This is a genomic window from Pseudomonas sp. SDT291_1_S447, from assembly GCF_054070155.1.
In genome coordinates this window covers 15,040-41,011 of the sequence record NZ_JBSVXS010000010.1, presented here as the reverse complement: position 1 = coordinate 41,011, position 25,972 = coordinate 15,040, and the positions used below count along the sequence as shown (strand labels likewise).

The window sequence follows — 25,972 nt, the reverse complement described above, 5'->3', positions numbered from 1 at the left end:
CTGAGCGAGTACCTGCTCAGGGATAACTGAATGACTTCACCAGCGTCAGCTCTCCCACCGCGCGCATCGGGATCAGAAAAGTCTCCATCTTCTCGCTCGGCGTGCCTTCTTCAGTAATCACCGTCACCTGCGCCGTGGTCAGCGCCTGCACCGCCTCATCGCCGCCCTCGTCGTCCCCGCGATAGCCACCGCCGTAATAATTCACATACACCAGATACTGGCCCTTGATCGGCGCCGGCATGGCGAAGATTTCCGGGCCGTAGCCGGTGGTGACGTCGACGTCGAGCGCGGCGCCGTTGGCGGCGCTGCGGTTGCCGTACCAGATGTGCGCGCCGTCGGGGGTGACGAGGTGCAGGTCGAGGTCGGTGCCGTCGCTGTCCCACGCCAGCAGTACGCGCAGTTTGGCCGGGGTGGCGCCGCCGCTGGTGTTGAGGAATTGCGTGCGATGGCGTTGTTGACCGTCGGGGCTGCGCACTTCGACGCTGTTGCTGCCGTTGGGGAAGGAGAACGGGCGGTCGAAGCGGCCGCTGTCGTCGATTTTCAGCGGCATGCTCACGCCATTGACGATCAAGCGACCGGGTTCGTTACCTTTCTGCGCAGCTTTGATTTCGCCGCTGATGCGTGCGGTGTTGGCCTGGCCAATCGGGGTGTTGACCGAGGAGGCCGGGTAGTTGACGGTCTGGCGGAAGCTTTCGCCCTCGCCTTCAGGTGCGCCGCTGCGCCAGCCGCCGACTGGGGTGTCGAGTTTGACGCCGTCGGCAGCGATGGCCGGCGAGAGCGCAGTCAAGGTGCAGAGCAGCAGCAAGACCTGTGGATAACGGAGTGTCATGGTCTATTCCAGCAAAAGATGACGGGCGAGCCCTTCGATGTAGGTTTCATCCTGGCCGTTGGGGTGTGCTTCGAAGGCCAGGTGCAGATATTCGTGGGTCAGGTCGAGGCGATCCTGCAGAGTCAGCACGCCACGCACGTAAATACGTTGGCGTTCGCGATCGACGAAGGGCCTGCCGAAAGCCAGTTTGCACACGGCGAATGTGCTGACTTCGTTGTAGCCGGTTTCGCTTTCCAGCTTCGGACGCCAGCCGCGTCGCTGTTTTTGCAGCCAGTCTTGGGCTGCGGGCAATGCTTCGCAGGAGGCGACTGGATTGTCCCAGCGACTGAGGCTGGCGCGCGGGTAGGCGTGCAGCAAAATCGCGTCGTAGCGTTGACCGGCATTGGCTTGCTCGACGGCTTGTTGCCAGGCGAGTTTGTCCGGGCCGGGTTGATCGGAGTGATAGGTGACGGTGCTGCCGGCCAGTACCAGGTCTGCCGTCCAGGCGGCGATCTTGCGGGATTCGGCCGTGGCTGGACGCGGGGCGACACGCTGGCGATTGCTGCTGTCATCGATGCTCAGGCAATCGCCGTTGCGCGTGGCGTTTTGCAGCAGATAGGTGCGGATTGCCACGGCGAGGGCTTTGGCGGCTTCGGCAGGTTCCGGTTTGGCTTCGCGCTCCAGTACGCGGGCGACGTATTCTTCGCGATCAAGCCTTGCGACGATTTTGTCGTTGAGCAGAAACAGTTCGCCGTCGCTGTGGATATCCAGCGCGTTGCCATTGGCGAATTCGACGCGGTAGTCGCCTTGCAGCGGACCGGAAGTCGCCGGGCGCTCGCCAGCCAAAACCCGCGTGACCGGGTAGCGCGAGAACAGCCCGACTTCGACACAACGCCCCGCCTCGGCCGGCCATGTCGCGGGCAACATCGTCGCCAATGCCTGCCCGTAATGGCGCAAGACTATCTGACTGGTGCCACGCCCACCCGCCCAGACCGGCGAGCCGTCCGCCGTCCAACCGGCGAAACCACCCTGGCGCGACTGCGGATCCTGATCGCCGAGCCAGCTCCAGGTTTTCACCCGCAGGCGGCCGCCGAGTTCGCCGACGACATTACCGTCAGCCGCGTTCAGGACCACGTCGAGTAATACGCGGCGCATCTGATCCTGCGCCGGCAGCACCGACAACACCTTCAGCAAGTCAGCCACGGAAACCCGAGTAGCCGGTTGCACCGACGGTAAGTCGAGCAACCACGAAGGTGCCTGCCGTGCCTGCCAATACGTGCGCCAATCGGCAGAAGCGATGCCCAACCGCGCCGGCTCAAAATACAACCCGCAGGATTTCACCAACGCCTGATCACGCTCGATCCTGCCGCCCGCCGAGCAGCAATAAACCTCTTCCTTCGACTGTCCGCGACATTCATACGCCGGCTCCCGAGCACCTGTATCGACCAGCCACGCGTAGACAAACAACTTCCACAGACTGCCCAGCGGCGTATCCAGCGATGACGGCAACGGTTCACGCTTGATCAGTTGCGTCTGACTCAACGACAACAACTCGCCCTTATAGGCCACGCGCAACGGCTCATCCTGCGCCGTCGCCAGCGCAGGCATCACACACATCAGTAGCCACAGCAGCGGCCGGCTCATGTCAGTTGACCGTGACCTGACCGAGGGCGGCTTTCGCTTCCTGGGCCTGATGCTGCGGCGCGTAGACCTGCTTGAAACGCACCGGCGGCAGGTTGAACTGGCCTTTTTGCGAGAAGCGCACCAGATGGCGCAGGCGCAGTTCGCCGCTCAGCGCATCGACCGGCACCGCGTAAGCCAGCTGCCCCGGTTCGAAGCGTGCCTTCTCCAGCGCGGTCGGCTCCGTGCCGTCCTTGCCCTGCAACTTGATGCCCCACGTCGTGCGCTCAACATCGGCGCCCGGTGGCAGCGGCACTTCGAGCATGCCGTAGCGCAGTGGTTTCGCAGCTTTGCTGGTGAGGATCACTTCGTCCAGGTACAGGCTGTCGCTGGACAGCGGTTTGCTGCCGACCGGCTCCAGTTTGAAGGTGAACGCCTCATCGCCCGGCACCAGTCGCGACAGGCGACGGGTGATGGTCACGGCCATTGGATCGACTGGCGGTTGCTGGGTCTGGAAGCTCAACGCCGCGCGCAGCGGACGCTCTTGCGTGCCCGACACGGTCAGCACGCTCGGCACTGGCGCCGCGCCTTGCCAGGTCCAGTACATTTCGCCGCTGGCGCCGTAGTTTTTCTTCCAGCCTTCACCCGGCGTCAATGCGATGGTCGGCGAAGCCTGGGTGATGCTGCGTTGCAACCAGGTCAGTGCCAGCGCACGCTCGAGGGTCGATTGTTGCGGCAGCAGACGTTGCAGCAGCGCTTGCGCACGCGCCTGATCGAACGGTTGCAGTGACAGGTTCAACGCTTCGGAAAATGGCTGCGAGCTGACCGAAAGACGCTGTTGCGCAGCAGCCAACTGACGATTGAACGCGTCCGGCAAGGCGACTTTCGACTGCGTGGCCAAAGAGGCGGTCAACACCCGTGCCGCTGCCAGACCGAGCGCCGAATCCGGATCACTCATCACCAGACTGTCTTCGCCATCGTCGAGCATGGTTTCAGCATGACCTTCACCCGCCTTGCCCAGATCGTCCATCAAGCCGCTAAGCAGCGTGTTCACCGGCAGATGCATCTGCTTGGCGAACGACAGAATCAGCGCCCGTTGCAGCAACGGCGTGTTCCGGGCTTGCTTGGCGTACACCTCCAACACTCGCTGCCAGTGCTCCGGCGGCAGGGTCAGCTCCAGCACTTGGCTGGCGTTCCAGTCGGCGTAATAGGCGTAGGCAGTAAGGAACGCATCCGGCTCACCGTCGTAACCCCACCAGGTGAAACTCGCCGATGGCCCGGCCATTTGCACCAGACGCAGACGGCTGTTCTGCATGATCAGGCGCAAGCGATCGCGGATCTGCGGATTCGATGCCAGCGACGGATAAGCAATACTCAACGGCAGCAAACGACTGGCCGTCTGCTCGACGCCGCCGTACGGATAACTCAGCAGATCGTCGAGTGCCGAGCGGAACAACGCTTGCGGACTGTCATCCAGACGCAGGCGAATATCCGTGGCGTCGGCCGGCAGACTCAGCGCAGTGTCGCCACTGGCGACATCAAGGCTTTGCGTCTGCGTCACTTGCCAGCCATCACCGGTCGCACTCAGGCGCACGGCGAGAGAGTCGGCGGTCTTGCCGTCCTGCACCAGCTCCGCCGTCCACTCGCCAGAAGCCAATGTGAACGCCGGCAGCGGCAGGTAGTTGATGCCGTTGTTCAGGGTCACCGGCAGGCGTTGTTCGATGCCAGCGTAGTGAGTGACCAGTTCAGCCTTGACCGGTTTCTCGGCCTGACTGAACGCGAACACACCGAGTTGCGGCTGATCGCCCTTGCGGAATTTGCTCGGGCCGCCCCACTTCAGGTACAGCGGTTTTTCCGAACGCACGAACTGCTTTTTCTGGCCGACCTGACCGTCATCGGCGATCGCTCGGGCGGTAATGCGCCAGCGGGTCAGCGAGTCCGGCATCTTGAAAGTGAAGCGGGTTTTACCGTCGGCACCGGTCAACAACTCCGGCTGCCACGCAGCGGTATCGACGTCTTCACGACGCGGACGCTCCAGCACTTTCACCCCGCGCTCGCTGCGGTTGGCTTTGCCCGGCGCGCCCGGGCTGCCCGGCAGCGCGACGTCGTAACTGATGAACGACAGGCTCGCACTGGTGCGCACGTTGTTACGGCGCGGGTGATAGAAGAACTGGTCGATGGTCGGCGCAACTTCCGGTTGCAACGCGTAGACCATTTCGTCGACGACGCTAACGGTCAGATGCGCCGGCACCGCTTTGCCGGCGAACTGCGTAGTCAGGTCAACCGTGACCGTGTCGCCCGGCAGATACACCGCTTTGTCAGTGCTGATCGCCACGTCGATTTGCGGCGCGATCACTTTGATCCCGGCGTTCTGAAAGCTGTACTGACCGCCCTTGGTGTAGAGCACGGAGAAGGTCAGGTTCGGCGCGAAGTTGTCCTTCACCGGGATGCGTGCGCGGTATTGGGTGTCGCTGAGTTTCTCCAGTTTCAGCCAGTCGCCGCCCTTGGCCAGCAGCGCGGTGGCTTCGACCTTGTCGCGCTCCAGAGAAAGCAGAGCATCGCTGACCGGTTCCGGGAACGTGATCAGCGCCAGCGCTTCATCGCCAGCCTTGTACTCAGGCTTGTCGAGGACAATTTCCACGGTGCCCGGCACTGCCTTGACGCCATCGCCGGTGACCGAATGCCCGGTGGCACCGAGGACGCGGCCGTGTTGATCATTCAAGGTCAGGTTGTAGGTGCCCGGACGTTCGAAAGCGAGACTGAAGCCCTTGTCCGTCGCCGCGAGTTTGCCTTCACCGGTGCTCTGGTCTTCCAGCCGCACCCAGCCATACGTGCTCGGCGTTACCGCTTTGCTTTGTTCGCTGCCGCCCTCGTTGGCGTAGCTGAACGCAACCTTGTCGCCGACCGCGCTGAAGCGTTGCGGTGCGCTCAGACGGAAGCTTGCCGCGCCACGGTCGATAAGGATTTCCTTGGTGGTCTTGACCCGATACGCCGCGCCATCGCTGGCAAACACGGTGAGCATGTAGCGACTCGGCTTGTCGGCGGCCGGCAGGTCGAGGGTCGCGCTGCCCTTGCTGTCGGTGGTCAGTTCGGTGCTGGTCAGCTCCACCGGGAATTGCCCGAGGTATTGCAGCTCGTTGTCGACCATCGACAGTTGCTGGGCGCGCAGGCTCAGGGTCAACTTAGCGTTGGCCACCGGTTTGCCGTCCGGGTACAGCAGCACCAGGCTGCCCTTCACCGGTTCGCCAGTGCGGTAATCCTGTTTGGCCAGGTTCAGAGAAATCTCGAAGTGCGGCTTGATGTACTCGGCGACACGGAAGGCGCTGCTGTAAGCCTGATCCTTATAGTTGAACCGAATCTCGTAACCGCCCGCGACGGCGTTGTCCGGCAACTGGAAGCGGCCCTGAGTGCCGGCCTTCGAATCAAGCTTCAGGTCGAGATGCTGCAACTCGGTACCGGCGGCATCGAGCACGCTGACCGTGACATCCGCCGCCCCCGGCAACACCGAATCCCGCGCGTTCTTGAACTCGCGACCGACGATTTTCAGCGACACCCAATCACCCGGGCGATACAGCGGCCGGTCTGTGAAGGCATAGAGTTTGGTGTCGTAGATTTCGCTGTCGTAATAGAAATTTTCCGAGACGAATACACCGCCCTCTTCGTCCTCGCCGATGACGAACGAACGCTCAGGGCTAACGTGTTTCAGGCGCAGCAAGCCATCGGCATCAGTCGCGCCACTGCTCATCACGCCGAGGCCGTCGGTCCACAGCACATTGACCTTCGGTACCGAACTGCCTTCGTGTTTGCGCGCGGCCCAGACCAGCAATTCGTCGCCGGCAATCTTGCTCACTGCGACGGTGTTGGAAACGAAAACCATGGTGGTCGCGCGGTATTTACCGATCAGCGCTTCGACCAGATACAGACCCGGTTTCAGATTGCCCAGCGGGATATAAACGTTGCCCGGCGCGACGCTGACAAAATCACTGGAAGACCCGGCCAGATTGACCCCGGCCGGCGGCTGAATCGGCTTGGCCTGCCACAACGGATAACGGAACTGGCTGACCACCGGCAGACCCGGGATCAGCGCGAATTGCGGCTGAGCGTCGTACGGAGTAGGCGCGGCGATGGCGTTGCCCATCTTCAGTTCCGGCACTTCCTCGGTGACCTGTTTGCGCGACTCATAGGAGAACGCGCGCTGCATCACCCGACGGGATTTGCGGTACCAGTTGTCCCACAGGTACGCGAGGGTGTTGGACAGGCCTTCGCCCTTGAACTGGCCGTCGCTGACCACGCGGTGCAGGTTCTTCTGGCGCTTGAGGAAATCCAGCGGTTTGTCGATGCGGTAAACGCGAATGTCGGCGCCGCCGTACGGTTCCATGCGGAAACGACGATAGTCACGGCCCGGCGCTTCGAGGCGCACCATCGCCTGCTCGTCCGCCGCAAAACTGCTGTCGGCGAGCAGGAAGAAGCTTTCACCGGACACCGGCGTGTAGCCGCTCGGCTCGACCGAATCTTCGGCGCTGACGGTAGCCACTGGCAGCAACAGCGCCAGCAGCAAAGGAATTCGGGAGCAGAGTCGCAACATGCGGGCACCGGTCATTGGGAGAGAAAGTTCAGTCGATAGACGCCGATGAAGTTGGGGTTGGCTGCGTCGGGTATCCATCGGGTGTCCTTCCATGTCATGAGTTGCTGCAGGCTTGCCGAACGCATGCCGTTGTCAGTCGGGGTGGTGGTGCCGGTGTGATAGGCGATGTAGCGGCCCATCCAGATCATCAGGTGCTGGTCGTCGCCCTGATCGAAAAACATCAAGTCACCGGGCCGCGCCTGCGACACGTCGCGGCTGACCAGATGGCTGTTGAACTGAATCAGTTTGATCGCGTTGACGTACGGCCCGACCTTGCCACCGCCCTGCTGCCATTGCTGGGCGAGCTTGCGCTGCTCGTCGCTGAGCGACAGTTCCGGCGGCAGATAACGATTGGACAGGCCATTGCTGCGCAGCCATCTGTCATCGTGGACTTTCAGCGCTTCGTTGGCAGCGAAGCGCACCAGCCCGGCACAGTCCTGCTGATACCAGCGCGGGCTCGGGCCTTGGCTGAGTTGCTCTTGGGCAATGCGCACGAACCACGCGCGAAACACCTGGGACTGCGCCGGATCCAGCGCCGGTGCTTCAACGGCTCGGGCACCCGCACTCAATAGCAGCGCAAGCAGGCCGAGGCTACGGATCAGTGTCGTCACAGCGCTTTCCATTCCAGCGGCAACCACTGCCAGTGGCCATCCGGCTCGCTGCCTTCAGGCAAAGTCAGGGCATATTTGCCGTAGCCGCCGAGGGTGCGCAGTTTCGGGATCAGATAGGTTTGCGCGGCGTTGTAGAACACCGGTTCCATGTCCTGTGGCAGGCTGTCGAGGGTTTCCTGTTGCATCAGTTGCGCCATCGAGTCCGGGCCGAAGTAGATCGGCATCAGCACGTCTTTGGGCAGCACGTCAGCCATCGGCGGGAAGCGTTTGTCGAGGGTGCCGAGGGCCTTGTCGACCAGTTTGTCGTCGAGGGAAAACAGCAGTGTCGAGCCGTGACGGGCGAGGCTGACTTTCATGAACGCCTTGCCGGAAATTGCATCCGGGTTTTCGGCAGTCTTCGCCGCATACGGGCCGAAGTTGGAGCTGACCTGACGCTGCCAGACGTGGTTCTGGCCTTCTTGTTTCTCGACCACGGGGAAGACGCTTTCTTCGACGTTGGCTTCGAATGCGCCGACCATCGAACCGAACAGTTTTCCGAGGTCGCCATCGAGTTTACTGCTGTCTTCATCTTTCAGACTGGCCACCAGCAACGGCGTGTACAACCGCGAATCGGCGTACCAGCACAGGCCCGCCGCGCCGGCCACGTGTTCGGTGAGGGTTTGCGCCACGGCTTCTTCGGCGCCGAGTTTTACCAGCAGTGGTTTTTGCGGTTCGGCGGCGACCGGCAAGGTTACGCAGGCACTGGCGCCGAGTGGCATGGCTTGCCAGACTGGTTTGAAATCGAAGTCGGGCTGGTTGTCCAGTTCGTCCATGGCCAGGTAGCTGTGCCAGCCCTTGTCGTCCATGTCGAAGCGCAGCCCGGCGAAGTTCGGGATAAAGCGCTGATAACCCATGGCCAGAACGCTGGAGTTGACCGACAGGCGCTGCTTGGTTTCCGGGGTTTTCGCCGGCAGACCGAACGCTTCGGGGAACAGTTTTTCGCCATTGAGCAGCGCCGCCAGCGCTTGTGGCGAAACGTGGCCCGACTCTTCGGAGACGCCACTTTCCGGGTCGTAATACTTGGCCGGGTTGGACAGCACCACCAGTTTGTCGCCGTGGGAGGCGAACAACAGGGCTTTGCTGGCGTTATAGGTCAGTTGGTACAGCGGCACGCTGTCGCCGCCGACCTTGAGTTCGCCCATCTGACTGAGCTGCGTGTCATCCAGCGCTACTTTCGCCAGCGGCTCAAGCAGTTTCGCCAGCCCACCACGATCCATCACCAACAGAAAATCCTTCAAGCGACCATCCGCACCACGCCACAGCGCAACATCGGCCGGTTGATCGAAAAGCTGCTCGATCAGGCTGTCCTGCAGCTTCAGATCATGCTCGTAGATGATCCGGCGCAGGCTACCGATCAGTCCGAGGCGATCCGCATGGGTCTCGTAATAGAAGACGAAATCTTCGGTCAGCGTGGCCTTGAGGAACGGCACCGTCAGCAAGTCCTTGGGCAACTGGCTCAGCGAGCGGGTTTCCAGCAACGCATCCGGGCGGCTGAGGCCAAGCTTGTCACTGGCCAATTCCGCCGGCGGCGCCTTGGGTTTGAGCAGCAGCCAGCCAAAACCACCCGCCACACCGGCCACCAGGCACAGCCCGGCCAGCAGCAAAGGCCAGCGCCGCGAAGGTTTGGCCGCTGGCGTGTCGGCAGCCGGAGTAACAGTGTTATCGCTCATCTTCACAAACCCAGTTTCATCCGTGACGGGATGCTTAATAGTTGAAAGTCTTGACCAGCAGCAGATCACCGATCGCCCGCAGGGGCACGATGAACGTTTCGCGTTTTTCGTCGACAGTGTTTTCGTTGAGCACCAGCGTGATTTGCGAGGTGATCACCTCGTTCTGGTTGCTGGTCTCCTCGAAGTTATAGCCGCCGTTGCCGAAGTTGCCCCAATAGTTGACGTAAACCAGATAGGTGCCGTGCAGCGGCGCGGTCATGGTGAACATTTCCGGGCCGGGGCCATCGACGCCATCCGGGTCGAGACCGCCGCCATTGTTCAGCGCTGGCCGAGCCCAGAACGCATGCTGACCGTCGGGCGTGACAATGTGCAGATCGAGCTCGGCTTTCGGATCGTCCCATCCCAAGACAAGACGAATCCGCGCCGGCGTGCGCAAATTGTTTGCTTCATAAAATTGCACGCGCTTGAGCGACTGGCCTTCGGCGCTGATCACTTCGACGCTGTTGGAGCCAGCGCCGAACGCGTACGGCCGGGCGAAACGGCCTTGGTCGTCGGTGTACAGATTCAGTGGATTGCCATTCACGGCGAGACTGTGCGGTGGGCGCATATGCCCGATGGCCTTGAGCTGGCCCTGGATCATCGTGCGATTGCGCTGGATGCCGCGATCGATCGGCGGCGTCGGGTAGGCGACTTGCGGGTTTTCCGTGCGATCGAGTAAGCCGTGATAGCGCCAGCCTCCGACCGGCTCCGACAACTCGGCCGTAGGCGCCGCCAGCAGCGCGGGCGCGCAGGCCAGGCCGATCAGCAGCCAAAGAAATGAACGCATGTAATGCCTCCTGCCATGCCTGAACGAAACCTTGCACCCGATCCTCGGTACTTCACAGCGGTGAAAACTGCGTTTCGTCTGAAAGACCCGTGACTATGGGGTCGTAGAAGGCGCGAAGATTAGCCATTTGGCGGTTTTTTAACAATCGGATACATGTGCTTTTGCTGTAGGAAACTTGCACAGTCGACAGGCGTGAGCCGAATAGGGAAATTATTCGGCTCACAAAATGAGCCGAATAAGTCTCACCCCTCCTTAATCACTACAAATCCTGTCGCGACGGAGCTTGCTACCTCGCCAGGATTAAGGGTCAGCCGCGGCCTGCTCATTTGCCCATAACCCCCCTATCTGCTAGTGTCGCGCCGGTTTAACGTCAACCGGAAATCGCCGCCATGGCCCGCAAAAAAGCTGCACTGGATTTCGAACAGTCCCTCGCCGACCTGCAAACATTGGTCGAGCGTCTGGAGAACGGTGAATTGTCGCTGGAAGACTCGCTGACCGCTTTCGAGCAGGGCATCGGTCTGACCCGTGACTGCCAGGCAGCGCTGGCGCAAGCCGAGCAGAAGGTGCAAGTGCTGCTGGAGCGCGATGGCGAACTCGCCGAGGAACCCTTCGACGCGGAACAGCCAGAATGATTGCGGCGTACACGGCGAGCAGCCAGACCCGGGTTAACGCAGCGCTGGAAACCCTGTTCAATGCGCCTTTGCCGGAGTTGGCGCGGCTTTACGAAGCCATGCGCTACAGCGTGATGAACGGCGGCAAACGCGTGCGCCCGCTGCTGGCCTACGCCGCGTGCGAAGCGCTCGGCGGCAAGGCTGAACAGGCCAACGGCGCGGCCTGCGCGGTTGAGCTGATCCACGCTTATTCGCTGGTTCACGATGATTTGCCGGCGATGGACGACGACGATCTGCGTCGCGGCCAACCGACCACTCACAAAAAATTCGATGAAGCCTGCGCGATTCTCGCCGGTGATGGCTTGCAAAGTCTGGCCTTCAGCGCCCTGCTCGACCCGCGCCTGAGCGACTGCAGCAGCGACATCCGCCTGCAAATGGTCACCGCGCTGGCTGACGCCGCCGGTCCGGCGGGCATGGTCGGCGGTCAAGCCATCGACCTCGGTTCGGTCGGCCTCAAGCTCGATCAGAAAGCCCTCGAACAGATGCACCGGCACAAGACCGGCGCACTGATCGAGGTCAGCGTCAAACTCGGCGCTCTGGCCAGCGGCCGTGCCGAGCCGGATGAACTCCGCGCCCTGCAGACTTATGCACAGGCCATCGGCCTGGCCTTTCAGGTGCAGGACGACATTCTCGACGTCGAAAGCGATACCGAAACCCTCGGTAAACGCCAGGGCGCCGACATCGCCCGCGACAAACCGACCTACCCGGCGCTGCTCGGTCTCGATGCGGCCAAGGCTTATGCGCTGGAGCTACGCGATCAGGCCCTGCACGCCCTGCGACCGTTTGACGCGGCAGCCGAGCCTTTGCGCGAGCTGGCCCGTTATATCGTCGAGCGGCGCAACTGACGGCGTATCAGCCAAAAAAGACCAACGCGTGGGCAGGGGGCGATGCATCAGGTAAACTGCCGCATCTTCTATACCTATAACGATTCGCCTGATGCCCACGACGTTTCATGAGATTCCCCGCAAGCGCCCGACCACGCCCCTGCTCGACCGCGCGAACACGCCGGACGGCCTGCGCCGGTTAGGCGAAGCCGAGCTGGAAACCCTGGCCGATGAGTTGCGCCTGGAACTGCTCTACACGGTCGGCCAGACCGGTGGGCATTTCGGTGCCGGCCTGGGCGTGATCGAGCTGACCATCGCGTTGCATTACGTCTTCGACACACCGGACGACCGTCTGCTGTGGGACGTCGGGCATCAGGCGTATCCGCACAAGATCCTCACCGGTCGCCGCGAGCGCATGGGCACCCTGCGCCAGAAGGACGGCATCGCCGCTTTCCCGCGTCGCTCCGAGAGCGAGTACGACACTTTTGGCGTCGGCCACTCCAGCACCTCGATCAGCGCAGCGCTGGGCATGGCCATTGCCGCCCGCCTGCAAGACAGTGATCGCAAGGCGATTGCGGTGATCGGCGACGGCGCATTGACCGCCGGCATGGCTTTCGAGGCGCTGAACCATGCGCCGGAAGTGAACGCCAACATGCTGGTGATCCTCAACGACAACGACATGTCGATCTCGCGCAATGTCGGCGGTCTGTCGAATTATCTGGCGAAGATCCTCTCCAGCCGCACTTACGCGAGCATGCGTGAGGGCAGCAAGAAAGTCCTGTCGCGCCTGCCCGGCGCTTGGGAAATCGCTCGTCGCACCGAAGAATACGCCAAGGGCATGCTGGTCCCCGGCACGCTGTTCGAAGAGCTGGGCTGGAACTACATCGGCCCGATCGACGGCCACGACTTGCCAACGCTGATCGCCACGCTGCGCAACATGCGCGATCTCAAAGGCCCGCAGTTCCTGCACATCGTCACCAAGAAAGGCAAAGGCTTCGCCCCGGCGGAAGTCGACCCGATCGGTTACCACGCCATCACCAAACTCGAACCACTGGACGCTCCGGCCGCCGCGCCGAAAAAGGCCAGCGGGCCGAAATACTCAGCGGTGTTCGGCGAGTGGCTGTGCGACATGGCGGCGGCTGATCCACGTCTGGTCGGAATCACCCCGGCGATGAAGGAAGGCTCGGACCTGGTGGCGTTCAGCGAACGCTTCCCGCTGCGCTACTTCGACGTGGCGATTGCCGAGCAACATGCGGTGACGTTCGCCGCCGGTATGGCCTGCGAAGGCGCGAAACCGGTGGTGGCGATCTATTCGACATTCCTCCAGCGCGGTTACGACCAGTTGGTACATGACGTGGCGGTGCAGAACCTCGACGTGCTGTTCGCCATCGACCGCGCCGGTCTGGTCGGCGAAGACGGCCCGACTCACGCTGGCAGCTTCGATCTGTCCTACCTGCGCTGCATCCCGGGCATGGTCATCATGACCCCAAGCGACGAAAACGAGCTGCGCAAAATGCTTACCACCGGCCACCTCTACAACGGCCCGGCGGCGGTGCGTTACCCGCGTGGCAATGGTCCGAATGCGACCATCGAGAAAGACCTCGAGCCGATCGAAATCGGCAAGGGCATCGTCCGTCGTCAGGGCCGCACAGTCGCCATGCTGGTGTTCGGCGTGCAACTGGCCGAAGCGCTGAAGGTGGCAGAAAAACTCGATGCCACCGTGGTCGACATGCGTTTCGTCAAACCGCTCGACGAAGAGCTGGTGCGCGAGATTGCCGGCAGCCACGAGTTGCTGGTGACGATCGAAGAAAACGCGATCATGGGCGGCGCCGGTGGTGCAGTCAGTGAGTTCCTGGCACGGGAGAACATCCTCAAATCGATGCTGCATCTGGGCTTGCCGGATGTCTACGTCGAGCACGCCAAGCCTGCGCAGATGCTGGCCGAGTGCGGACTGGATGAGGCCGGGATCGAAGCGTCGATTCGTCAGCGTCTGGCCTTACTCGACAAATAAACGCAATACCCTTGTGGGAGCGAGCCTGCTCGCGAATGCGGACTGTCAGTCAAATCAGGGCTGACTGATACACCGCATTCGCGAGCAGCCTCGCTCCCACATTTGATTTGTGCACATCTGAAATTCCCGATGGATTTCCATGAAGCTCTCGCGCCTCGCCCTGCCCTTTCTTCTGCTGCCATCCGCCAACGCTTTCGCCGACACCTTCGAGCGTGATCAGGCACTGAAACTGCCGGACATGCTCATCTCAGCCAACCGTCAGGTCGAAGCACGCAACGACAGCAGCGCCGCCAACACCGTATTCACCCGCGAAGACATCGACCGTCTGCAACCAAGCGACGTGCCGGACCTGCTGCGGCGCGTACCCGGCGTGCAAGTGGCGCAGGCCGGCGGGCGCGGCAGTCTGCCGGGCATTTACATTCGCGGCACGCAGTCGGCGCAGAGTCTGGTTTTGGTTGATGGCCAGCGCATCGGCAGTTCAACGTCCGGCGACAGCAATTTGCAGCATCTGAACATCGAGCAGATCGAGCGAGTGGAAGTGCTGCGCGGTTCGCGTTCGGTGATTTACGGCAGCGATGCGATTGGCGGGGTGATTCAGATCTTCACCCGGCGCGGCACTGAGCAGGGCTTGCAGCCACGCATGCACGTTGGTTTTGGCAGCAACCAGACCTGGGAACGCAGCCTCGGCTTGTCCGGTGGCGACGCGAAAACCCGTTTCAACCTCGGCGCCAGCCTTGATGAAACCGCCGGAATCGACCGTACCCATGAGTCGTATCCAAGTGATGGCGATCATGACGCCTATCGCAATAAATCCGTCAGCCTGAGCCTCAGCCATGCACTGAGTGATGACATCGAAATCGGCGCCAATCTGCTGGATAACCGGGGCAAGGGCGAGTTCGACAACCCGTTCGGCCGCTTCGACATGACCACGTTCGAGTCTGTGCAACAGCAGCCCTACAGCGATTTCAACGTCAGCAGCGTCAGCAATTACGTCGATGCACGGGTCAACGATATCTGGAAAACCCGCGTCGAGTTCGGCCATACCGAGAACCGCGAGAAGACCCTCGACAAGCTCAGCGACGAACGCACGGTGTTCAACACCTACCGCGATTCGGTGAACTGGCAAAACGACCTGACACTGGACGCCCGCAACAGTCTGATCCTCGGCGGCGACTGGTACGAAGACCGGGTCAACAGCAGCACCGCGTTCGATGAAGACAGTCGCTGGAACCGCGCCGCATTCATCCAGCATCGTTATCAGGCTGACAGCTTCTCCACGGAGCTGGGCCTACGCCATGACGATAACCAGCAATTCGGCAGCCAGAACACCTGGAGCGGCACGTTCACTTTGCCGCTGAACCCGGACAACGATCTGTTGCTGAGCTACAGCGAAGGCTTCCGTGCGCCGACCTTCAACGACCTGTACTACCCGGACTTCAGCAACCCGAATCTGAAACCGGAAACCTCGAAAAGCTATGAGCTGCAATGGCGCAGCCAGTTGAGCGACAGCAGCCGCCTGGAAGCGTCGATTTATCGCACCGACCTGGAAGACGCGATCATCTTCGGCAGCAATTCACGCCCGGAGAACGTCGCTTCGGCACGGATCAACGGCTTTGAAGCGGCGTTGAAGCAGGAACTGTTCGACTGGCAGAGCAACCTTGGCGTGGCGATCATTGATCCGCGCGACCGTGATAGCGGGCACACTTTGGCGCGACGTGCTCGGCGCACGTTGAGCTGGGATCTGGATCGCCAGTTTGACCAGGTTAGCCTCGGCGCCAGTTGGCAGGCGGTCAGCAGCAGTTATGACGACAAGGACAATACGCAGGCGCTGGGTGGCTATGCGCTGTTCGGGTTACGCAGCAGTTGGGCGCTGAATCGCGAGATCAAGCTGGATCTGAAGGTCGACAACCTGTTGGACAAGGGTTACAGCCGGGCGAATTACAGCTATGACGGCAGCCAGTACGGTTATCGCGAGGAAGGTCGGGTGTGGATGTTTGGGGTGACCTGGACTCCCGAAATCAACTGAGCCCCCTGTAGGAGCTGCCGAAGGCTGCGATCTTTTGATCTTGATCTTCGGCGTTTCCGACTCAGTCAAACAACAAAGTCAAAAGATCGCAGCCTTCGGCAGCTCCTACAGAATCACCTGTTCGGCGCGATCAATTGGCAGAGTTTGGCGGTGGCGTCGATCATCTGGCCGCTGGGGCGCTCAAGGCCTTTGTCGGTGACCAACAGTAATTTTTCCTGCTTCACCGCCGCCACCCGTGGCCAGGTTTTCCACGCATTCAGCTGCGCTTTATCACTCGCCAGAATCACTTCCGGATCTCTCTGCAATACCGCTTCGATGCTGACTTGTGGCGCAGGTAAGGCCAGATCACTGAACACATTCCGTGCCCCGCACACCTCCAGCGCATCACTGATGATTTGCCCGCCACCGACGGTGTACAGCGGCTTGTCCCAGACCTGATAAAACACCCGCAACAGCACGTCCCGGCGATAACGCTGGCGCAGCTCCGCGAGTTGTTGGCGCAACGCCGCCGCCCGTTTCACCCCACGCTCAGGTCGCCCCAATTGCGCGGCAATGGCTTCAATCTGGGTGGTGAGTTGTTCTAAAGAATGTGGTTCGGCGACGAAGGTCGGGATGCCCAAGCGCTTGAGCTGATCACGCTGTGCAGGGCCGACACTGCCGGGCCACAGCAACAATAAATCAGGCTGGAGGCTCAGCAATTGTTCCGTGTCGAGTTGGCCATAGCGGCCGACAGAGGGGACGTTGGCAATTTCAGCAGGACGCTCCCCGGCATCCAGCACGCCGACCAACAGATCAGCCGAATCCAGTTCAACGACAATTTCAGAAAGCGACGGCGCGAGGCTGACAACCCGCAGTTGCGCCAGCGCAGGACCACTGACGGCCAGCAACAGCAGCGCCAGCCACAGACGACGCATCAGCCGAGTTGACGCGGGATACGGTAGAGATAAAACAGCACCGCCGTGGATAATGCCAGCAGCATCAACGGTACGGCTTCAAGACCGACAAATACCGCCAGTGCGCCGATCCACGCCGGCAAGGCTGCCGCGAGAAAAGCCGCACGACGACGGGCAGCGAGGGCAATCCACGCGGCCGGTTCATCGGGGGTATCGAGAGCTTTTTGCGTGGCGATCAGCGCATGTTTATAACGGCCAAAAAACTTCAGGCTGACAAACATCGACGCCACGCCGGCAATAAAGAACGGCATCGCCAGTACCGGCAGAACCCCTTTGCCCTGACCAAACAACGCGTTGAGCACGAACAGCGGCACCAGCGCCAGCGCGAGGTATTTCCACCAATCGACCGACAATCGGCGCCGCACTTGACCCCGTGTCACGCGCGGTCGACCTCGCCCTGATGCTCGTTGCCCATCATGTGGTCGAGCTTGCTGGCCTTGGTCGCCAGGTAGAGTTTGTTGTGCGGGTTGTGGCCGGTGTGCAACGGCACGCGCTCGGCGACGGTGATGCCCATGTCGGTCAACGCTTTGACCTTGCGCGGGTTGTTGGTCATCAGGCGCAGGGACTTCACGCCCAGATGCTCGAGCATCGGCAGGCACATGGCGTAATCGCGCTGGTCGGCGGCAAAGCCCAGACGCTCGTTGGCTTCAACGGTGTCGGCGCCGCCGTCCTGCAGTTCGTAAGCACGGATCTTGTTCAGCAGACCGATGCCGCGACCTTCCTGACGCAGGTAGAGCAACACGCCACGGCCTTCACGGGCGATGGCTTTCAGCGCGCCTTCCAGTTGCGAGCCGCAGTCGCAGCGCTGGCTGAACAAGGCGTCGCCGGTCAGGCATTCGGAGTGCAAACGGCCGAGAACCGGGGCACCGTCGGCAATTTCACCCAGGCTCAGCACGACGTGCTCGCGGCCGGTGGCTTCATCGAGAAAACCGTGCATGGTGAATTGCGCAAAAGGCGTTGGCAGCTTGGAAGCGGCGACAAAGACGACAGGCACCGGTGTGCTCCTGATCTAAAGAGTCTGAAAATTCGCAGGCCGGCATTGTAACAGCAGGTTCCTACAGACGCTTAGGCTGAATTATCGGGCATAACGATCAAAAAGTTTGATAACAACCCGGTCGACATGGATCCTTGTAGGAGCTGTCGAGTGAAACGAGGCTGCGATCTTTTGATCTGGCTTTTAGGATCAAGATCAAAAGATCGCAGCGTGCCGCAGCTCCTACAGGGGAGTCGTCGCGCCGGTAGTGAACGGATACGGCTGTTTCCACTTCTCGAAGATCGGTTTCAACTCGCCGCTCTTTACCAACTGCTCCATGCGCTGGTCATACAGCGCCATCAGCGCTCGCGCCTGTGGCGTGTCGGCAAACCCGAGAAACAACGGCAGCTCGATCAGATGTGAATAGCGATACAGCGCCGGATCAACTGCGGTTTTCACCACCGCTTCAATCTCGGTCAGCGCATCGATGTAGTAATCCGCCCGCCCCTGCTTGAGCATCGACAAAATGCCGGTACGCCGTTGGATCTGGTTGTAACGCTTGATATTCGGCAGGTAGTTTTCGTAACGGTAACCGCGCACCCAAGCCAGTCGATACTTGCCCAGCGTCGCCTCGGTGGGCGATGGATTGCTCGCCAGCCCCAATGCATAGATGTGGTCGGAATCGAAGTTCCAGTGCGGATACAAGACCTGCTCGGCCTCGTCGCGGTAGGAGCCAACCAGCGCGTCGACTTCCTTTAACTGCACCAGCCCGACCGAACGGGTGTAAGGCACGCTGCGGATATCCAGCTTGACCCCGGCCGGTTCGAACACCTTGCGCAACACGTCCCAACCGAGGCCATGGCCGTCGGCGGCGGTGTAGTCTTCCCAGTCTTCGCTGGCCAGATGGATGACCGCCGGCGCCGGCGCAGCTTCCTGCGCACCGGCCACGGTACTCAGCAAAGCCAAAAACATTAACGCCAACCAGCGTCGAGCCATCCCTAGTCCCTCACTTGACCCTGATATCCCTTGGAATCAGGCGAAAACCCACACCAGACCCTGCATCGCCAGCCAGGCGAACACACCGGCCAGTACGTCGTCGAGCATGATCCCTACACCACCGTGGACATGCCGGTCGATCCAGCGAATCGGCCATGGCTTGAGAATGTCGAAGAAGCGGAACACCAGAAAACCCGCGAGCAGCCAGTACCAGCCTTCCGGCACCAGCCACAGGGTGATCCACATGCCGACCATCTCGTCCCAGACGATGCCTTCGTGGTCGTGTACCCGCAGATCGTCGGCGACTTTGCCGCACAGCCAGAAGCCGAACAGCATGGTGATCCCGAGCATCAGCCAGTAACCCCAGTCGGGCAACATCTGCCACAACGGGATAAAAGGTAGTGCAACTAACGAACCCCAAGTGCCCGGGGCTTTCGGCAGGGTGCCGGAACCGAAGCCGAACGCGAGGAAATGCCAAGGATTGCGCCAGACCGACGGCGGAACGAATTCGGCCGGAACCTGTTTCGGGTGATCTGTCACGGTGTCTCCTGAAAATGTTGATAGCCCCGGATTTGCGGGGTGATGTCGTGCCCTTCGCGATCCAGCAGGATCACGCCCTGCCCTTCTGTCACACGACCGATCACATGGATCGACCAGCCGTTGGCCAGCAGCGCCGGCAGCTCGACGGACGGCAGGGTGAACGCCAGCACGTAATCATCGCCACCGCTCAGCGCTGCACGCTCGGCGCCACGCTGACCGAGAAACGCCACTAGTGCATCCGACAGCGGTACGCGCTCGCGTTCAATCTCAAGCTGCACCTTCGATGCCAGTGCGATGTGGCCACAGTCGGCGAGCAGGCCATCGGAGATATCCAGCGCCGACGTGGCTTTGCCACGCAGGGCCTGGCCGAGGGCAAGTTGCGGTTGTGGCGACCAGTAATGATCGAGCAGCGGTTGGGCGACCTCTGGCTCGGCGTCACGTTGCCCCAGCACCAGCGGCAAGGCACCGGCAGCATTGCCCAGTTCACCACCGACACAGAGCAAGTCGCCCGGTTGCGCGCCACTGCGAGTCAATGCCTGACCCGTAGGCACGCGACCAAACACAGTCACCGTCAGACTCAACGGCCCACGCGTGGTATCGCCGCCGACCAGCGCAACGCCGCAGCTCTGCGCCATGCGGTTCAAACCGCCGGCATAGGCTTGCATCCAATCGGCGGTCACCGTCGGTACAGTCAGGGCAAGGGTAAAGGCAACGGGCGTGGCGCCCATGGCGGCCAGATCGCTGACCGCGACGGCCAGCGAGCGCTGACCGAGCAGAAACGGATCGCAGGGATCGGCGAAATGCACACCGGCCACCAGCGTATCGGTAGAGATCGCCAACTGTTCCCCGGAAGGAACAGCGAGCAAGGCGCAGTCGTCGCCGATCCCCAGAGCAACGCCTTCGCCGCCCTGCGCACAGGGCGCGGCGGCAAAGAAATTGCGGATCAGCTCAAACTCGCCCATTGAAGTATCAAGCGCGTTTCAGCGCTTGAACGCCTTCACTTCAGCTTCACGCAGGCGCGGGGCCAGCTTGTCGAGCACGCCGTTGACGAACTTGTGGCCGTCGGTCGAACCGAAGACTTTCGCCAGCTCGATACCTTCGTTGATCACCACGCGGTACGGCACGTCGACGCGCTTGAGAAGCTCCCAGGTCGACAGGCGCAGAACGGCCAGTTCAACCGGGTCCAGCTCTTCGATCGCCAGATCCAGGCAAGGCGTCAGGGCGGTGTCGATTTCGGTCTTGAACTGCGGAACCCCGTGGAGGATTTCGCGGAAGTATGCACCGTCGACATCGGTGAAATCGTTATCAACGCGAAACTGCGCTTCGATCTCGTTCAGCGATTGCTTGGCCATGTGCCACTGGTACAGCGCTTGAGTCGCGAGCTGACGGGCTTCGCGACGCTTGACGCTTTTCGAAGGCTTGCCGGCATCCGCAGGTTTTGGATCGCGCGGGTTGAAACGATCGCTTTCGTCGCTAATCACTTGGCCTCCAACTGTGCCAGCAGGCTGACCATTTCCAGAGCGGACAGGGCAGCTTCGGCACCTTTGTTACCGGCCTTGGTGCCGGAACGTTCGATGGCTTGCTCGATGGAATCAACGGTCAGGACGCCGAAAGCAACCGGAACGCCGAACTCCATGGAGACCTGGGCCAGACCCTTGGTGCACTCGCCTGCCACGTATTCGAAGTGCGGAGTACCGCCACGAATGACCGCGCCGAGGGCGATGATGGCTGCGAATTCACCTTTCTGGGCGACTTTCTGCGCAACCAGCGGGATTTCGAAGGCGCCAGGTGCGCGGATGATGGTGATGTCGCTTTCGCTCACGCCGTGGCGAACCAGGGCATCAACTGCACCGCTGACCAGGCTTTCAACCACGAAGCTGTTGAAGCGGCCCACTACCAAAGCGTAGCGGCCTTTAGGGGCGATGAAGGTACCTTCGATGGTCTTCAGGGTCATTCGTCAGTTCTCTTAAAGAGCCGGGACGCGTCTGCTACGCGTCCCTCAGTGATTTATTTGCCGCGAATTCGGGTCCGGAAACAACCGGTCATTATTCGGAGGGCACGTATTCTACAACTTCCAGATCGAAACCGGATATCGCATTAAATTTCATTGGCGCAGACATCAAGCGCATTTTGCGTACGCCAAGGTCACGCAGGATCTGCGAACCGGCACCGACGATGCTGTAGGTGGTCGGTTTTTTCGGCGCGGCCTGATCACCGGTTTCGCGGATATGTGCCAGCAGCACGTCGCCGTCAAGCGGGTGACCGAGCAACAGAACCACACCGCTGCCCGCCTCGGCAACCGCAGCCATGGCGGCGCGCAGGCTCCAGCGGCCCGGTTGCTTGACCATCAACAGGTCACGCAGCGGGTCCATGTTGTGCACGCGAACCAGGGTTGGTTCTTCGGCGCAAACAGTGCCCAACGTGAGGGCCATGTGCACGTCGCCTTCCACCGAATCACGATAGGTCACCAGGTTGAATTGGCCCAGTTCGCTGTCCAGTGGCTGCTCGGCAATCCGCTGAACGGTACGTTCGTGGATCATCCGGTAGTGAATCAGGTCGGCGATGGTGCCGATCTTGATGTTGTGTTCGGCAGCAAACGCTTCCAGTTCGGCGCGACGAGACATGGTGCCGTCGTCGTTCATCACTTCGCAGATCACCCCGCTCGGCTCGAAACCGGCCATGCGCGCGAGGTCGCAAGCGGCTTCGGTGTGGCCAGCGCGAGCGAGGGTGCCGCCGGCCTGCGCCATCAACGGGAAGATGTGGCCCGGGCTGACGATGTCTTCAGCCTTGGCATCCTTGGCGGCAGCCGCTTGCACGGTGCGCGCACGGTCGGCAGCGGAGATGCCGGTGGTCACGCCTTCGGCGGCTTCGATCGAGACGGTGAACTTGGTGCCGAAACCGGAACCGTTGCGCGGCGCCATAAGCGGCAGCTTCAACAGTTCGCAGCGCTCGCGGCTCATCGGCATGCAGATCAGGCCACGGGCGTGCTTGGCCATGAAGTTGATGTGTTCGGCCTGGCAGCATTCGGCGGCCATGATCAGGTCGCCTTCGTTCTCGCGGTCTTCGTCATCCATGAGGATGACCATCTTGCCTTGGCGGATGTCTTCAACCAGTTCTTCGATGCTATTGAGCGCCACAAGGCACCCCCTTCAGTCAGGATTTGAGGTAGCCGTTGGCGGCCAGAAAGCTTTCAGTGATCGTGCCACCAGCGCTCGACTCTGCGGCCTTGTCGCCCAAGAGCAGACGCTCCAGATAACGCGCCAGCAAGTCGACTTCCAGATTCACCCGGCGACCTGGCTTGTAAGAAGCCATGATGGTTTCGCTCAGGGTGTGCGGGATGATCGTCAACATGAACTCGGCACCATCGACCGCGTTGACGGTCAGGCTGGTGCCGTCGACAGTGATCGAGCCTTTATGAGCGATGTATTTGGCCAGCTCTTTCGGCGCGCGAATGCGAAATTCCACGGCGCGGGCATTGTCGCTGCGCGAGACGATTTCGCCGACGCCGTCGACGTGACCGCTGACCAGATGCCCGCCGAGACGGGTGGTCGGGGTCAGGGCTTTTTCCAGATTGACCGGGCTGCCGCTTTTCAGGTCGTTCATTGCGGTGCAATCGAGTGTTTCACGGCTGACGTCGGCGGCAAAGCCGTCGCCCGGCAGCTCAACGGCGGTCAGGCAGACGCCGTTGACCGCGATGCTGTCGCCGAGTTTGACGTCGCTCAGATCGAGCTTGCCGGTGGCGACGTGGACCCGCACATCACCGCCCTTTGGGGTCAGTGCGCGGATACTGCCGATGGATTCGATAATGCCGGTAAACATGGGGTTCTCCTTGAGAACTAAGCCAGCGTAATAACGATGGCCGGGAATTATACGCTCGGCGAAAGGACAGGGATGGCAGTGACTCGCCAGTCATCGCCCACCGCACGAATTTCAGTGATTTTCAACTCGGGAGCGTCCTTCATATAGGCCAGCGGCCAGTCCAGAAGAGGACGCGCCGAAGAGCCGAGAAACTTGCCGGCGATGAAGATCACGAACTCGTCGACCAGACCGAGCTGAGCAAAGGCACCGGCCAAACGTGGGCCAGCCTCGACCAACACTTCATTAACGCCGCGATTAGCCAGTTCGATCAGCAACTGATGCAGATCGACCTGACCGTCATCACCCGGCACGATCAGGCACTCCGGACCGTGAGCGTATTGTTCTTCGATCGCGACACAGGTAGCGACCAACGCCGGGCCAGCCTTGAAGAACGGCGCATCCAGCGGCACCCGCAGGCGACCGTCGATCAACACGCGCAGCGGCGGTCGGCTCATGGCCAATGCGGTTTGTTCGGCATCCAGACCCAACTCGTCGGCCCGCACAGTCAACCGCGCGCCATCGGCCAACACGGTGTCGGCGCCGGTCAGCACCACGGCGGCCTGAGCGCGCAAACGCTGGACGGCCGAACGTGCGGCCGGGCCGGTGATCCATTGGCTCTCGCCGCTCTCCATCGCTGTGCGACCATCGAGGCTCATGGCCAACTTGACCCGCACGAACGGCAAGCCGTGTTCCATGCGCTTCAGAAAACCTTGATTGAGCTTGCGCGCCTCGGCTTCCAGCACACCACTTTCAGTGGCGATGCCGGCATCGGCCAGACGCTGCAAACCACGTCCGGCGACTTGCGGATTCGGGTCGCGCATTGCCGCAACGACTCGACCGACACCGGCATTCACCAGCGCATCGGCACACGGCGGCGTACGGCCATGGTGACTGCACGGCTCGAGGGTCACATAAGCAGTGGCGCCCCGAGCCAGTTCACCGGCGGCGCGCAACGCGTGGACTTCGGCGTGCGGTTCGCCGGCGCGTTCATGCCAGCCTTCGCCGACAATCTGCCCGTCGCGCACCACCACACAACCCACCCGAGGATTGGGATGGGTGGTGTAGTGACCTTTGCGCGCCAGTTCCAGCGCACGCGCCATGAAGTGGGCGTCGAGGATGGCCTGCTCGGCGGCGGTCATTGTTTCACCGGTTCGCGGGCGAGGCGGTCGATCTCTTCGCGGAATTCGTTGAGGTCCTGGAAGCGCTTGTACACCGAGGCGAAACGGATGTAGGCGACTTCATCAAGCTTTTGCAGTTCAGCCATGACCAGTTCGCCGACCACGAGGGATTTGACCTCGCGCTCGCCGGTGGCGCGCAGCTTGTGCTTGATGTGAACCAGAGAGGATTCGAGGCGCTCGACGCTCACCGGACGTTTCTCCAGGGCGCGCTGCATGCCGGCGCGGAGTTTTTCTTCGTCGAACGGTTGGCGGCTGCCGTCGGTTTTGATCAGGCGCGGCAACACCAGTTCGGCCGTCTCGAACGTCGTGAAACGCTCGCCGCAGGCCAGGCATTCACGCCGGCGGCGCACCTGTTCGCCCTCGGCGACCAGACGCGAGTCGATGACCTTGGTGTCGTTGGCACCGCAGAAGGGACAGTGCATGGTGGCTGGCAACAAAAAAAGGGAGGGCCATGGTAGCGCATCCCGGTGGCAAGACAAGCCATAGGCTTTGCGGTATACAGAACGGCATGATCGTTTGATCCATGGATTTCATTTTGCCGGAGCATCCAATGCCGTTACGTCCGCTCGTTTTGCTCAGTCTTTTCAGCCTGCTGGTGGCCTGTGGCAGCGATGCACCCAAGCCCCAGCCGCCAACGCCAGGCCCGGCGCCACAGCAAGCGCAGAAAAAAGCCAAAGAGGCCGCCGACCTTGGGCCGCTGCCAGCCTATCAACGGGAATTGAGCGGTACCCTGCAAGGCGTGCCGGCCGGTGCCGAAGTCGAACTGGCGCTGCTGGTGATCGATGGAAAGGATCGCCCGCAACAATTGCTCGCCAGTTCCAGCCTGATCGGCAACAACCAGATTCTGCCGTTCCGCCTGCGCTTCAACCCGGACGCCTTCCCCGCCGGTGCGCGGGTTGAACTGCGCGGGCGCGCCAGCCAGTCCGGTCAGTTGATCCTGCATCTACCGTCGCAAACCATCACCCAGCCGACTACTCAGGCGCTGGGCCAACTGCAATTTGTCAAAGCACCATGAATGCACCGCTCGACCTGCAACAGGCGTTAGGTGAATTGCTCGGCGACGCCAGACTTAAAGTCTGTGCCTTGCCGGACACTGATTTGCAGCTATGGCTGATCGATGGCGACAACATGGATCGCCAATTCAGTCAGGAAGAAATTCAGCGAATTCTGCATGAGCCACCGTACTGGGGTTTCTGCTGGGCCAGCGGTCTGGCAGTGGCGCGGTATCTGGCGGAGTTTCCCGAATGGGTGCGTGGCAAGCGCGTGCTGGATTTCGGCGCGGGTTCCGGGATTGCCGGGATTGCGGCGGTGAAAGCCGGGGCGCTTGAAGTCGTGGCGTGCGATCTCGATCCGCTGGCGATTTCCGCGTGTCGGGCGAATGCCACGCTGAATGGCGTAGAGATGAATTACTCGACGGATTTCTTTGCCGAGGCGGATCGGTTTGATCTGATTCTGGTGGCGGATGTGTTGTATGACCGGGCCAATCTGCCGTTGCTCGATGCGTTTTTGAGCCGTGGCCGTGAGGCGCTGGTGGCGGATTCGCGGGTTCGGGATTTTCGTCATCCGTTGTATGAGCGGATTGAAATGCTTGAGGCGATGACGTTGCCGGATCTGGCGGAGCCTGAGGAATTTCGGCATGTCAGCCTGTACCACGCGCGGCGCTAGCCAAAAGCATCGCTGGCAAGCCAGCTCCCACAGTGACCGAGTCGAACCAACATTTCGTATACGACACAGAACCCTGTGG

General features: G+C 61.4%; 24 protein-coding genes. 6 read left to right on the top strand and 18 right to left on the bottom strand.

Annotated elements, in window-relative coordinates:
• Positions 1–16 precede the first annotated feature (16 nt).
• Genes ACW9IR_RS05855 through ACW9IR_RS05830 form a run of 6 tightly spaced genes read right to left on the bottom strand, consistent with a single transcriptional unit; the run spans position 17 to position 10,198 of the window.
• Positions 17–829, bottom strand: coding sequence for a YfaP family protein (locus ACW9IR_RS05855; protein WP_457462145.1), 813 nt, complete (start codon positions 827–829; stop codon positions 17–19).
• Positions 830–832: 3 nt separating this feature from the next.
• Complete coding sequence (locus ACW9IR_RS05850; RefSeq protein WP_457462143.1) at positions 833–2,452, bottom strand: DUF2300 domain-containing protein; 1,620 nt, start codon at positions 2,450–2,452, stop codon at positions 833–835.
• A 1-nt stretch (position 2,453) separates the two neighbouring features.
• Entirely contained in the window at positions 2,454–7,028 is a 4,575-nt protein-coding gene (locus ACW9IR_RS05845; RefSeq protein WP_457462141.1) for an alpha-2-macroglobulin family protein, read from the bottom strand.
• Complete coding sequence (locus tag ACW9IR_RS05840; protein ID WP_457462139.1) at positions 7,025–7,675, bottom strand: DUF1175 domain-containing protein; 651 nt, start codon at positions 7,673–7,675, stop codon at positions 7,025–7,027. Before ACW9IR_RS05840 ends, ACW9IR_RS05845 begins: the two co-directional genes overlap by 4 nt.
• Positions 7,660–9,372, bottom strand: coding sequence for a DUF2138 domain-containing protein (locus ACW9IR_RS05835; RefSeq protein ID WP_457462137.1), 1,713 nt, complete (start codon positions 9,370–9,372; stop codon positions 7,660–7,662). Before ACW9IR_RS05835 ends, ACW9IR_RS05840 begins: the two co-directional genes overlap by 16 nt.
• Before the next feature lie 34 nt (positions 9,373–9,406).
• Positions 9,407–10,198, bottom strand: a complete 792-nt coding sequence (locus ACW9IR_RS05830; RefSeq protein ID WP_457462135.1) for a YfaP family protein — start codon at positions 10,196–10,198, stop codon at positions 9,407–9,409.
• A gap of 389 nt (positions 10,199–10,587) precedes the next feature.
• Between ACW9IR_RS05830 and ACW9IR_RS05825 the strand changes: the two genes are divergently transcribed.
• The 4 genes from ACW9IR_RS05825 to ACW9IR_RS05810 all read left to right on the top strand — a co-directional run bounded on the left by ACW9IR_RS05825 (position 10,588) and on the right by ACW9IR_RS05810 (position 15,730).
• On the top strand, positions 10,588–10,830 hold the full coding sequence (locus ACW9IR_RS05825; protein WP_003228627.1) for an exodeoxyribonuclease VII small subunit: 243 nt from the start codon (positions 10,588–10,590) through the stop codon (positions 10,828–10,830).
• Positions 10,827–11,714, top strand: coding sequence for a (2E,6E)-farnesyl diphosphate synthase (gene ispA, locus ACW9IR_RS05820; RefSeq protein WP_457462133.1), 888 nt, complete (start codon positions 10,827–10,829; stop codon positions 11,712–11,714). Before ACW9IR_RS05825 ends, ispA begins: the two co-directional genes overlap by 4 nt.
• A gap of 91 nt (positions 11,715–11,805) precedes the next feature.
• Positions 11,806–13,704: a 1-deoxy-D-xylulose-5-phosphate synthase gene (dxs, locus tag ACW9IR_RS05815; protein ID WP_110720883.1), complete on the top strand. Its 1,899-nt coding sequence runs from the start codon at positions 11,806–11,808 to the stop codon at positions 13,702–13,704.
• 139 nt (positions 13,705–13,843) lie between these two features.
• Positions 13,844–15,730, top strand: coding sequence for a TonB-dependent receptor domain-containing protein (locus ACW9IR_RS05810; RefSeq protein ID WP_457462131.1), 1,887 nt, complete (start codon positions 13,844–13,846; stop codon positions 15,728–15,730).
• 113 nt (positions 15,731–15,843) lie between these two features.
• Here the strand turns inward: ACW9IR_RS05810 and ACW9IR_RS05805 are convergent, their stop codons facing one another.
• The 12 genes from ACW9IR_RS05805 to nrdR form a co-directional block, all read right to left on the bottom strand.
• On the bottom strand, positions 15,844–16,644 hold the full coding sequence (locus tag ACW9IR_RS05805; protein ID WP_457462129.1) for a cobalamin-binding protein: 801 nt from the start codon (positions 16,642–16,644) through the stop codon (positions 15,844–15,846).
• Complete coding sequence (locus tag ACW9IR_RS05800) at positions 16,644–17,063, bottom strand: MFS transporter (protein ID WP_250608101.1); 420 nt, start codon at positions 17,061–17,063, stop codon at positions 16,644–16,646. The genes ACW9IR_RS05805 and ACW9IR_RS05800 overlap by 1 nt, the downstream gene beginning before the upstream one ends.
• The gene (gene ribA, locus ACW9IR_RS05795) at positions 17,060–17,677 is read right to left on the bottom strand and encodes a GTP cyclohydrolase II (protein ID WP_016984117.1); all 618 of its coding nucleotides are present in this window, start codon (positions 17,675–17,677) and stop codon (positions 17,060–17,062) included. The genes ACW9IR_RS05800 and ribA overlap by 4 nt, the downstream gene beginning before the upstream one ends.
• A gap of 222 nt (positions 17,678–17,899) precedes the next feature.
• Positions 17,900–18,652, bottom strand: coding sequence for a substrate-binding periplasmic protein (locus ACW9IR_RS05790; RefSeq protein WP_457462126.1), 753 nt, complete (start codon positions 18,650–18,652; stop codon positions 17,900–17,902).
• Between the two features lie 36 nt (positions 18,653–18,688).
• Entirely contained in the window at positions 18,689–19,192 is a 504-nt protein-coding gene (locus tag ACW9IR_RS05785) for a phosphatidylglycerophosphatase A family protein (protein WP_011336134.1), read from the bottom strand.
• Entirely contained in the window at positions 19,189–20,154 is a 966-nt protein-coding gene (gene thiL / locus ACW9IR_RS05780) for a thiamine-phosphate kinase (RefSeq protein ID WP_457462124.1), read from the bottom strand. Before thiL ends, ACW9IR_RS05785 begins: the two co-directional genes overlap by 4 nt.
• A gap of 18 nt (positions 20,155–20,172) precedes the next feature.
• Positions 20,173–20,673 (bottom strand): transcription antitermination factor NusB, encoded by a 501-nt coding sequence (gene nusB / locus ACW9IR_RS05775; protein WP_039761889.1) that lies wholly within the window; start codon positions 20,671–20,673, stop codon positions 20,173–20,175.
• The gene (gene ribH, locus ACW9IR_RS05770) at positions 20,670–21,146 is read right to left on the bottom strand and encodes a 6,7-dimethyl-8-ribityllumazine synthase (protein ID WP_003228649.1); all 477 of its coding nucleotides are present in this window, start codon (positions 21,144–21,146) and stop codon (positions 20,670–20,672) included. Before ribH ends, nusB begins: the two co-directional genes overlap by 4 nt.
• A gap of 91 nt (positions 21,147–21,237) precedes the next feature.
• Positions 21,238–22,329: a bifunctional 3,4-dihydroxy-2-butanone-4-phosphate synthase/GTP cyclohydrolase II gene (ribBA, locus tag ACW9IR_RS05765; RefSeq protein ID WP_034153727.1), complete on the bottom strand. Its 1,092-nt coding sequence runs from the start codon at positions 22,327–22,329 to the stop codon at positions 21,238–21,240.
• 16 nt (positions 22,330–22,345) lie between these two features.
• Positions 22,346–23,011: a riboflavin synthase gene (locus ACW9IR_RS05760; protein WP_122599845.1), complete on the bottom strand. Its 666-nt coding sequence runs from the start codon at positions 23,009–23,011 to the stop codon at positions 22,346–22,348.
• A 47-nt stretch (positions 23,012–23,058) separates the two neighbouring features.
• A complete protein-coding gene (gene ribD / locus ACW9IR_RS05755) occupies positions 23,059–24,189 on the bottom strand; it encodes a bifunctional diaminohydroxyphosphoribosylaminopyrimidine deaminase/5-amino-6-(5-phosphoribosylamino)uracil reductase RibD (protein WP_457462121.1) in 1,131 nt (376 codons plus the stop codon).
• Positions 24,186–24,650, bottom strand: a complete 465-nt coding sequence (nrdR, locus tag ACW9IR_RS05750; RefSeq protein WP_176470114.1) for a transcriptional regulator NrdR — start codon at positions 24,648–24,650, stop codon at positions 24,186–24,188. Before nrdR ends, ribD begins: the two co-directional genes overlap by 4 nt.
• A gap of 128 nt (positions 24,651–24,778) precedes the next feature.
• Between nrdR and ACW9IR_RS05745 the strand changes: the two genes are divergently transcribed.
• Together ACW9IR_RS05745 and ACW9IR_RS05740 are read left to right on the top strand one after the other, a co-directional pair.
• Positions 24,779–25,243 carry a YbaY family lipoprotein gene (locus ACW9IR_RS05745; protein WP_150706793.1) on the top strand — a complete coding sequence of 155 codons (465 nt, stop codon included), beginning with the start codon at positions 24,779–24,781 and terminating at the stop codon, positions 25,241–25,243.
• Positions 25,240–25,893 carry a class I SAM-dependent methyltransferase gene (locus ACW9IR_RS05740; protein WP_457462118.1) on the top strand — a complete coding sequence of 218 codons (654 nt, stop codon included), beginning with the start codon at positions 25,240–25,242 and terminating at the stop codon, positions 25,891–25,893. Before ACW9IR_RS05745 ends, ACW9IR_RS05740 begins: the two co-directional genes overlap by 4 nt.
• Positions 25,894–25,972 lie beyond the last annotated feature (79 nt).

Bases quoted from the DNA above. Each gene is read 5' to 3' on its own strand.
- ispA (WP_457462133.1), top strand. From the start codon at position 10,827: ATGATTGCGGCGTACACGGCGAGCAGCCAGACCCGGGTTAACGCAGCG.
- ACW9IR_RS05760 (WP_122599845.1), bottom strand. From the start codon at position 23,011: ATGTTTACCGGCATTATCGAATCCATCGGCAGTATCCGCGCACTGACC.
- dxs (WP_110720883.1), top strand. From the start codon at position 11,806: ATGCCCACGACGTTTCATGAGATTCCCCGCAAGCGCCCGACCACGCCC.
- ACW9IR_RS05810 (WP_457462131.1), top strand. From the start codon at position 13,844: ATGAAGCTCTCGCGCCTCGCCCTGCCCTTTCTTCTGCTGCCATCCGCC.
- ACW9IR_RS05825 (WP_003228627.1), top strand. From the start codon at position 10,588: ATGGCCCGCAAAAAAGCTGCACTGGATTTCGAACAGTCCCTCGCCGAC.
- thiL (WP_457462124.1), bottom strand. From the start codon at position 20,154: ATGGGCGAGTTTGAGCTGATCCGCAATTTCTTTGCCGCCGCGCCCTGT.
- ACW9IR_RS05790 (WP_457462126.1), bottom strand. From the start codon at position 18,652: ATGGCTCGACGCTGGTTGGCGTTAATGTTTTTGGCTTTGCTGAGTACC.
- ACW9IR_RS05745 (WP_150706793.1), top strand. From the start codon at position 24,779: ATGCCGTTACGTCCGCTCGTTTTGCTCAGTCTTTTCAGCCTGCTGGTG.
- ACW9IR_RS05850 (WP_457462143.1), bottom strand. From the start codon at position 2,452: ATGAGCCGGCCGCTGCTGTGGCTACTGATGTGTGTGATGCCTGCGCTG.
- ACW9IR_RS05740 (WP_457462118.1), top strand. From the start codon at position 25,240: ATGAATGCACCGCTCGACCTGCAACAGGCGTTAGGTGAATTGCTCGGC.
- ACW9IR_RS05845 (WP_457462141.1), bottom strand. From the start codon at position 7,028: ATGACCGGTGCCCGCATGTTGCGACTCTGCTCCCGAATTCCTTTGCTG.
- ACW9IR_RS05840 (WP_457462139.1), bottom strand. From the start codon at position 7,675: ATGGAAAGCGCTGTGACGACACTGATCCGTAGCCTCGGCCTGCTTGCG.
- ribD (WP_457462121.1), bottom strand. From the start codon at position 24,189: ATGACCGCCGCCGAGCAGGCCATCCTCGACGCCCACTTCATGGCGCGT.
- ACW9IR_RS05855 (WP_457462145.1), bottom strand. From the start codon at position 829: ATGACACTCCGTTATCCACAGGTCTTGCTGCTGCTCTGCACCTTGACT.
- ACW9IR_RS05835 (WP_457462137.1), bottom strand. From the start codon at position 9,372: ATGAGCGATAACACTGTTACTCCGGCTGCCGACACGCCAGCGGCCAAA.
- ribH (WP_003228649.1), bottom strand. From the start codon at position 21,146: ATGACCCTGAAGACCATCGAAGGTACCTTCATCGCCCCTAAAGGCCGC.
- nrdR (WP_176470114.1), bottom strand. From the start codon at position 24,650: ATGCACTGTCCCTTCTGCGGTGCCAACGACACCAAGGTCATCGACTCG.
- ACW9IR_RS05830 (WP_457462135.1), bottom strand. From the start codon at position 10,198: ATGCGTTCATTTCTTTGGCTGCTGATCGGCCTGGCCTGCGCGCCCGCG.
- ACW9IR_RS05805 (WP_457462129.1), bottom strand. From the start codon at position 16,644: ATGCGTCGTCTGTGGCTGGCGCTGCTGTTGCTGGCCGTCAGTGGTCCT.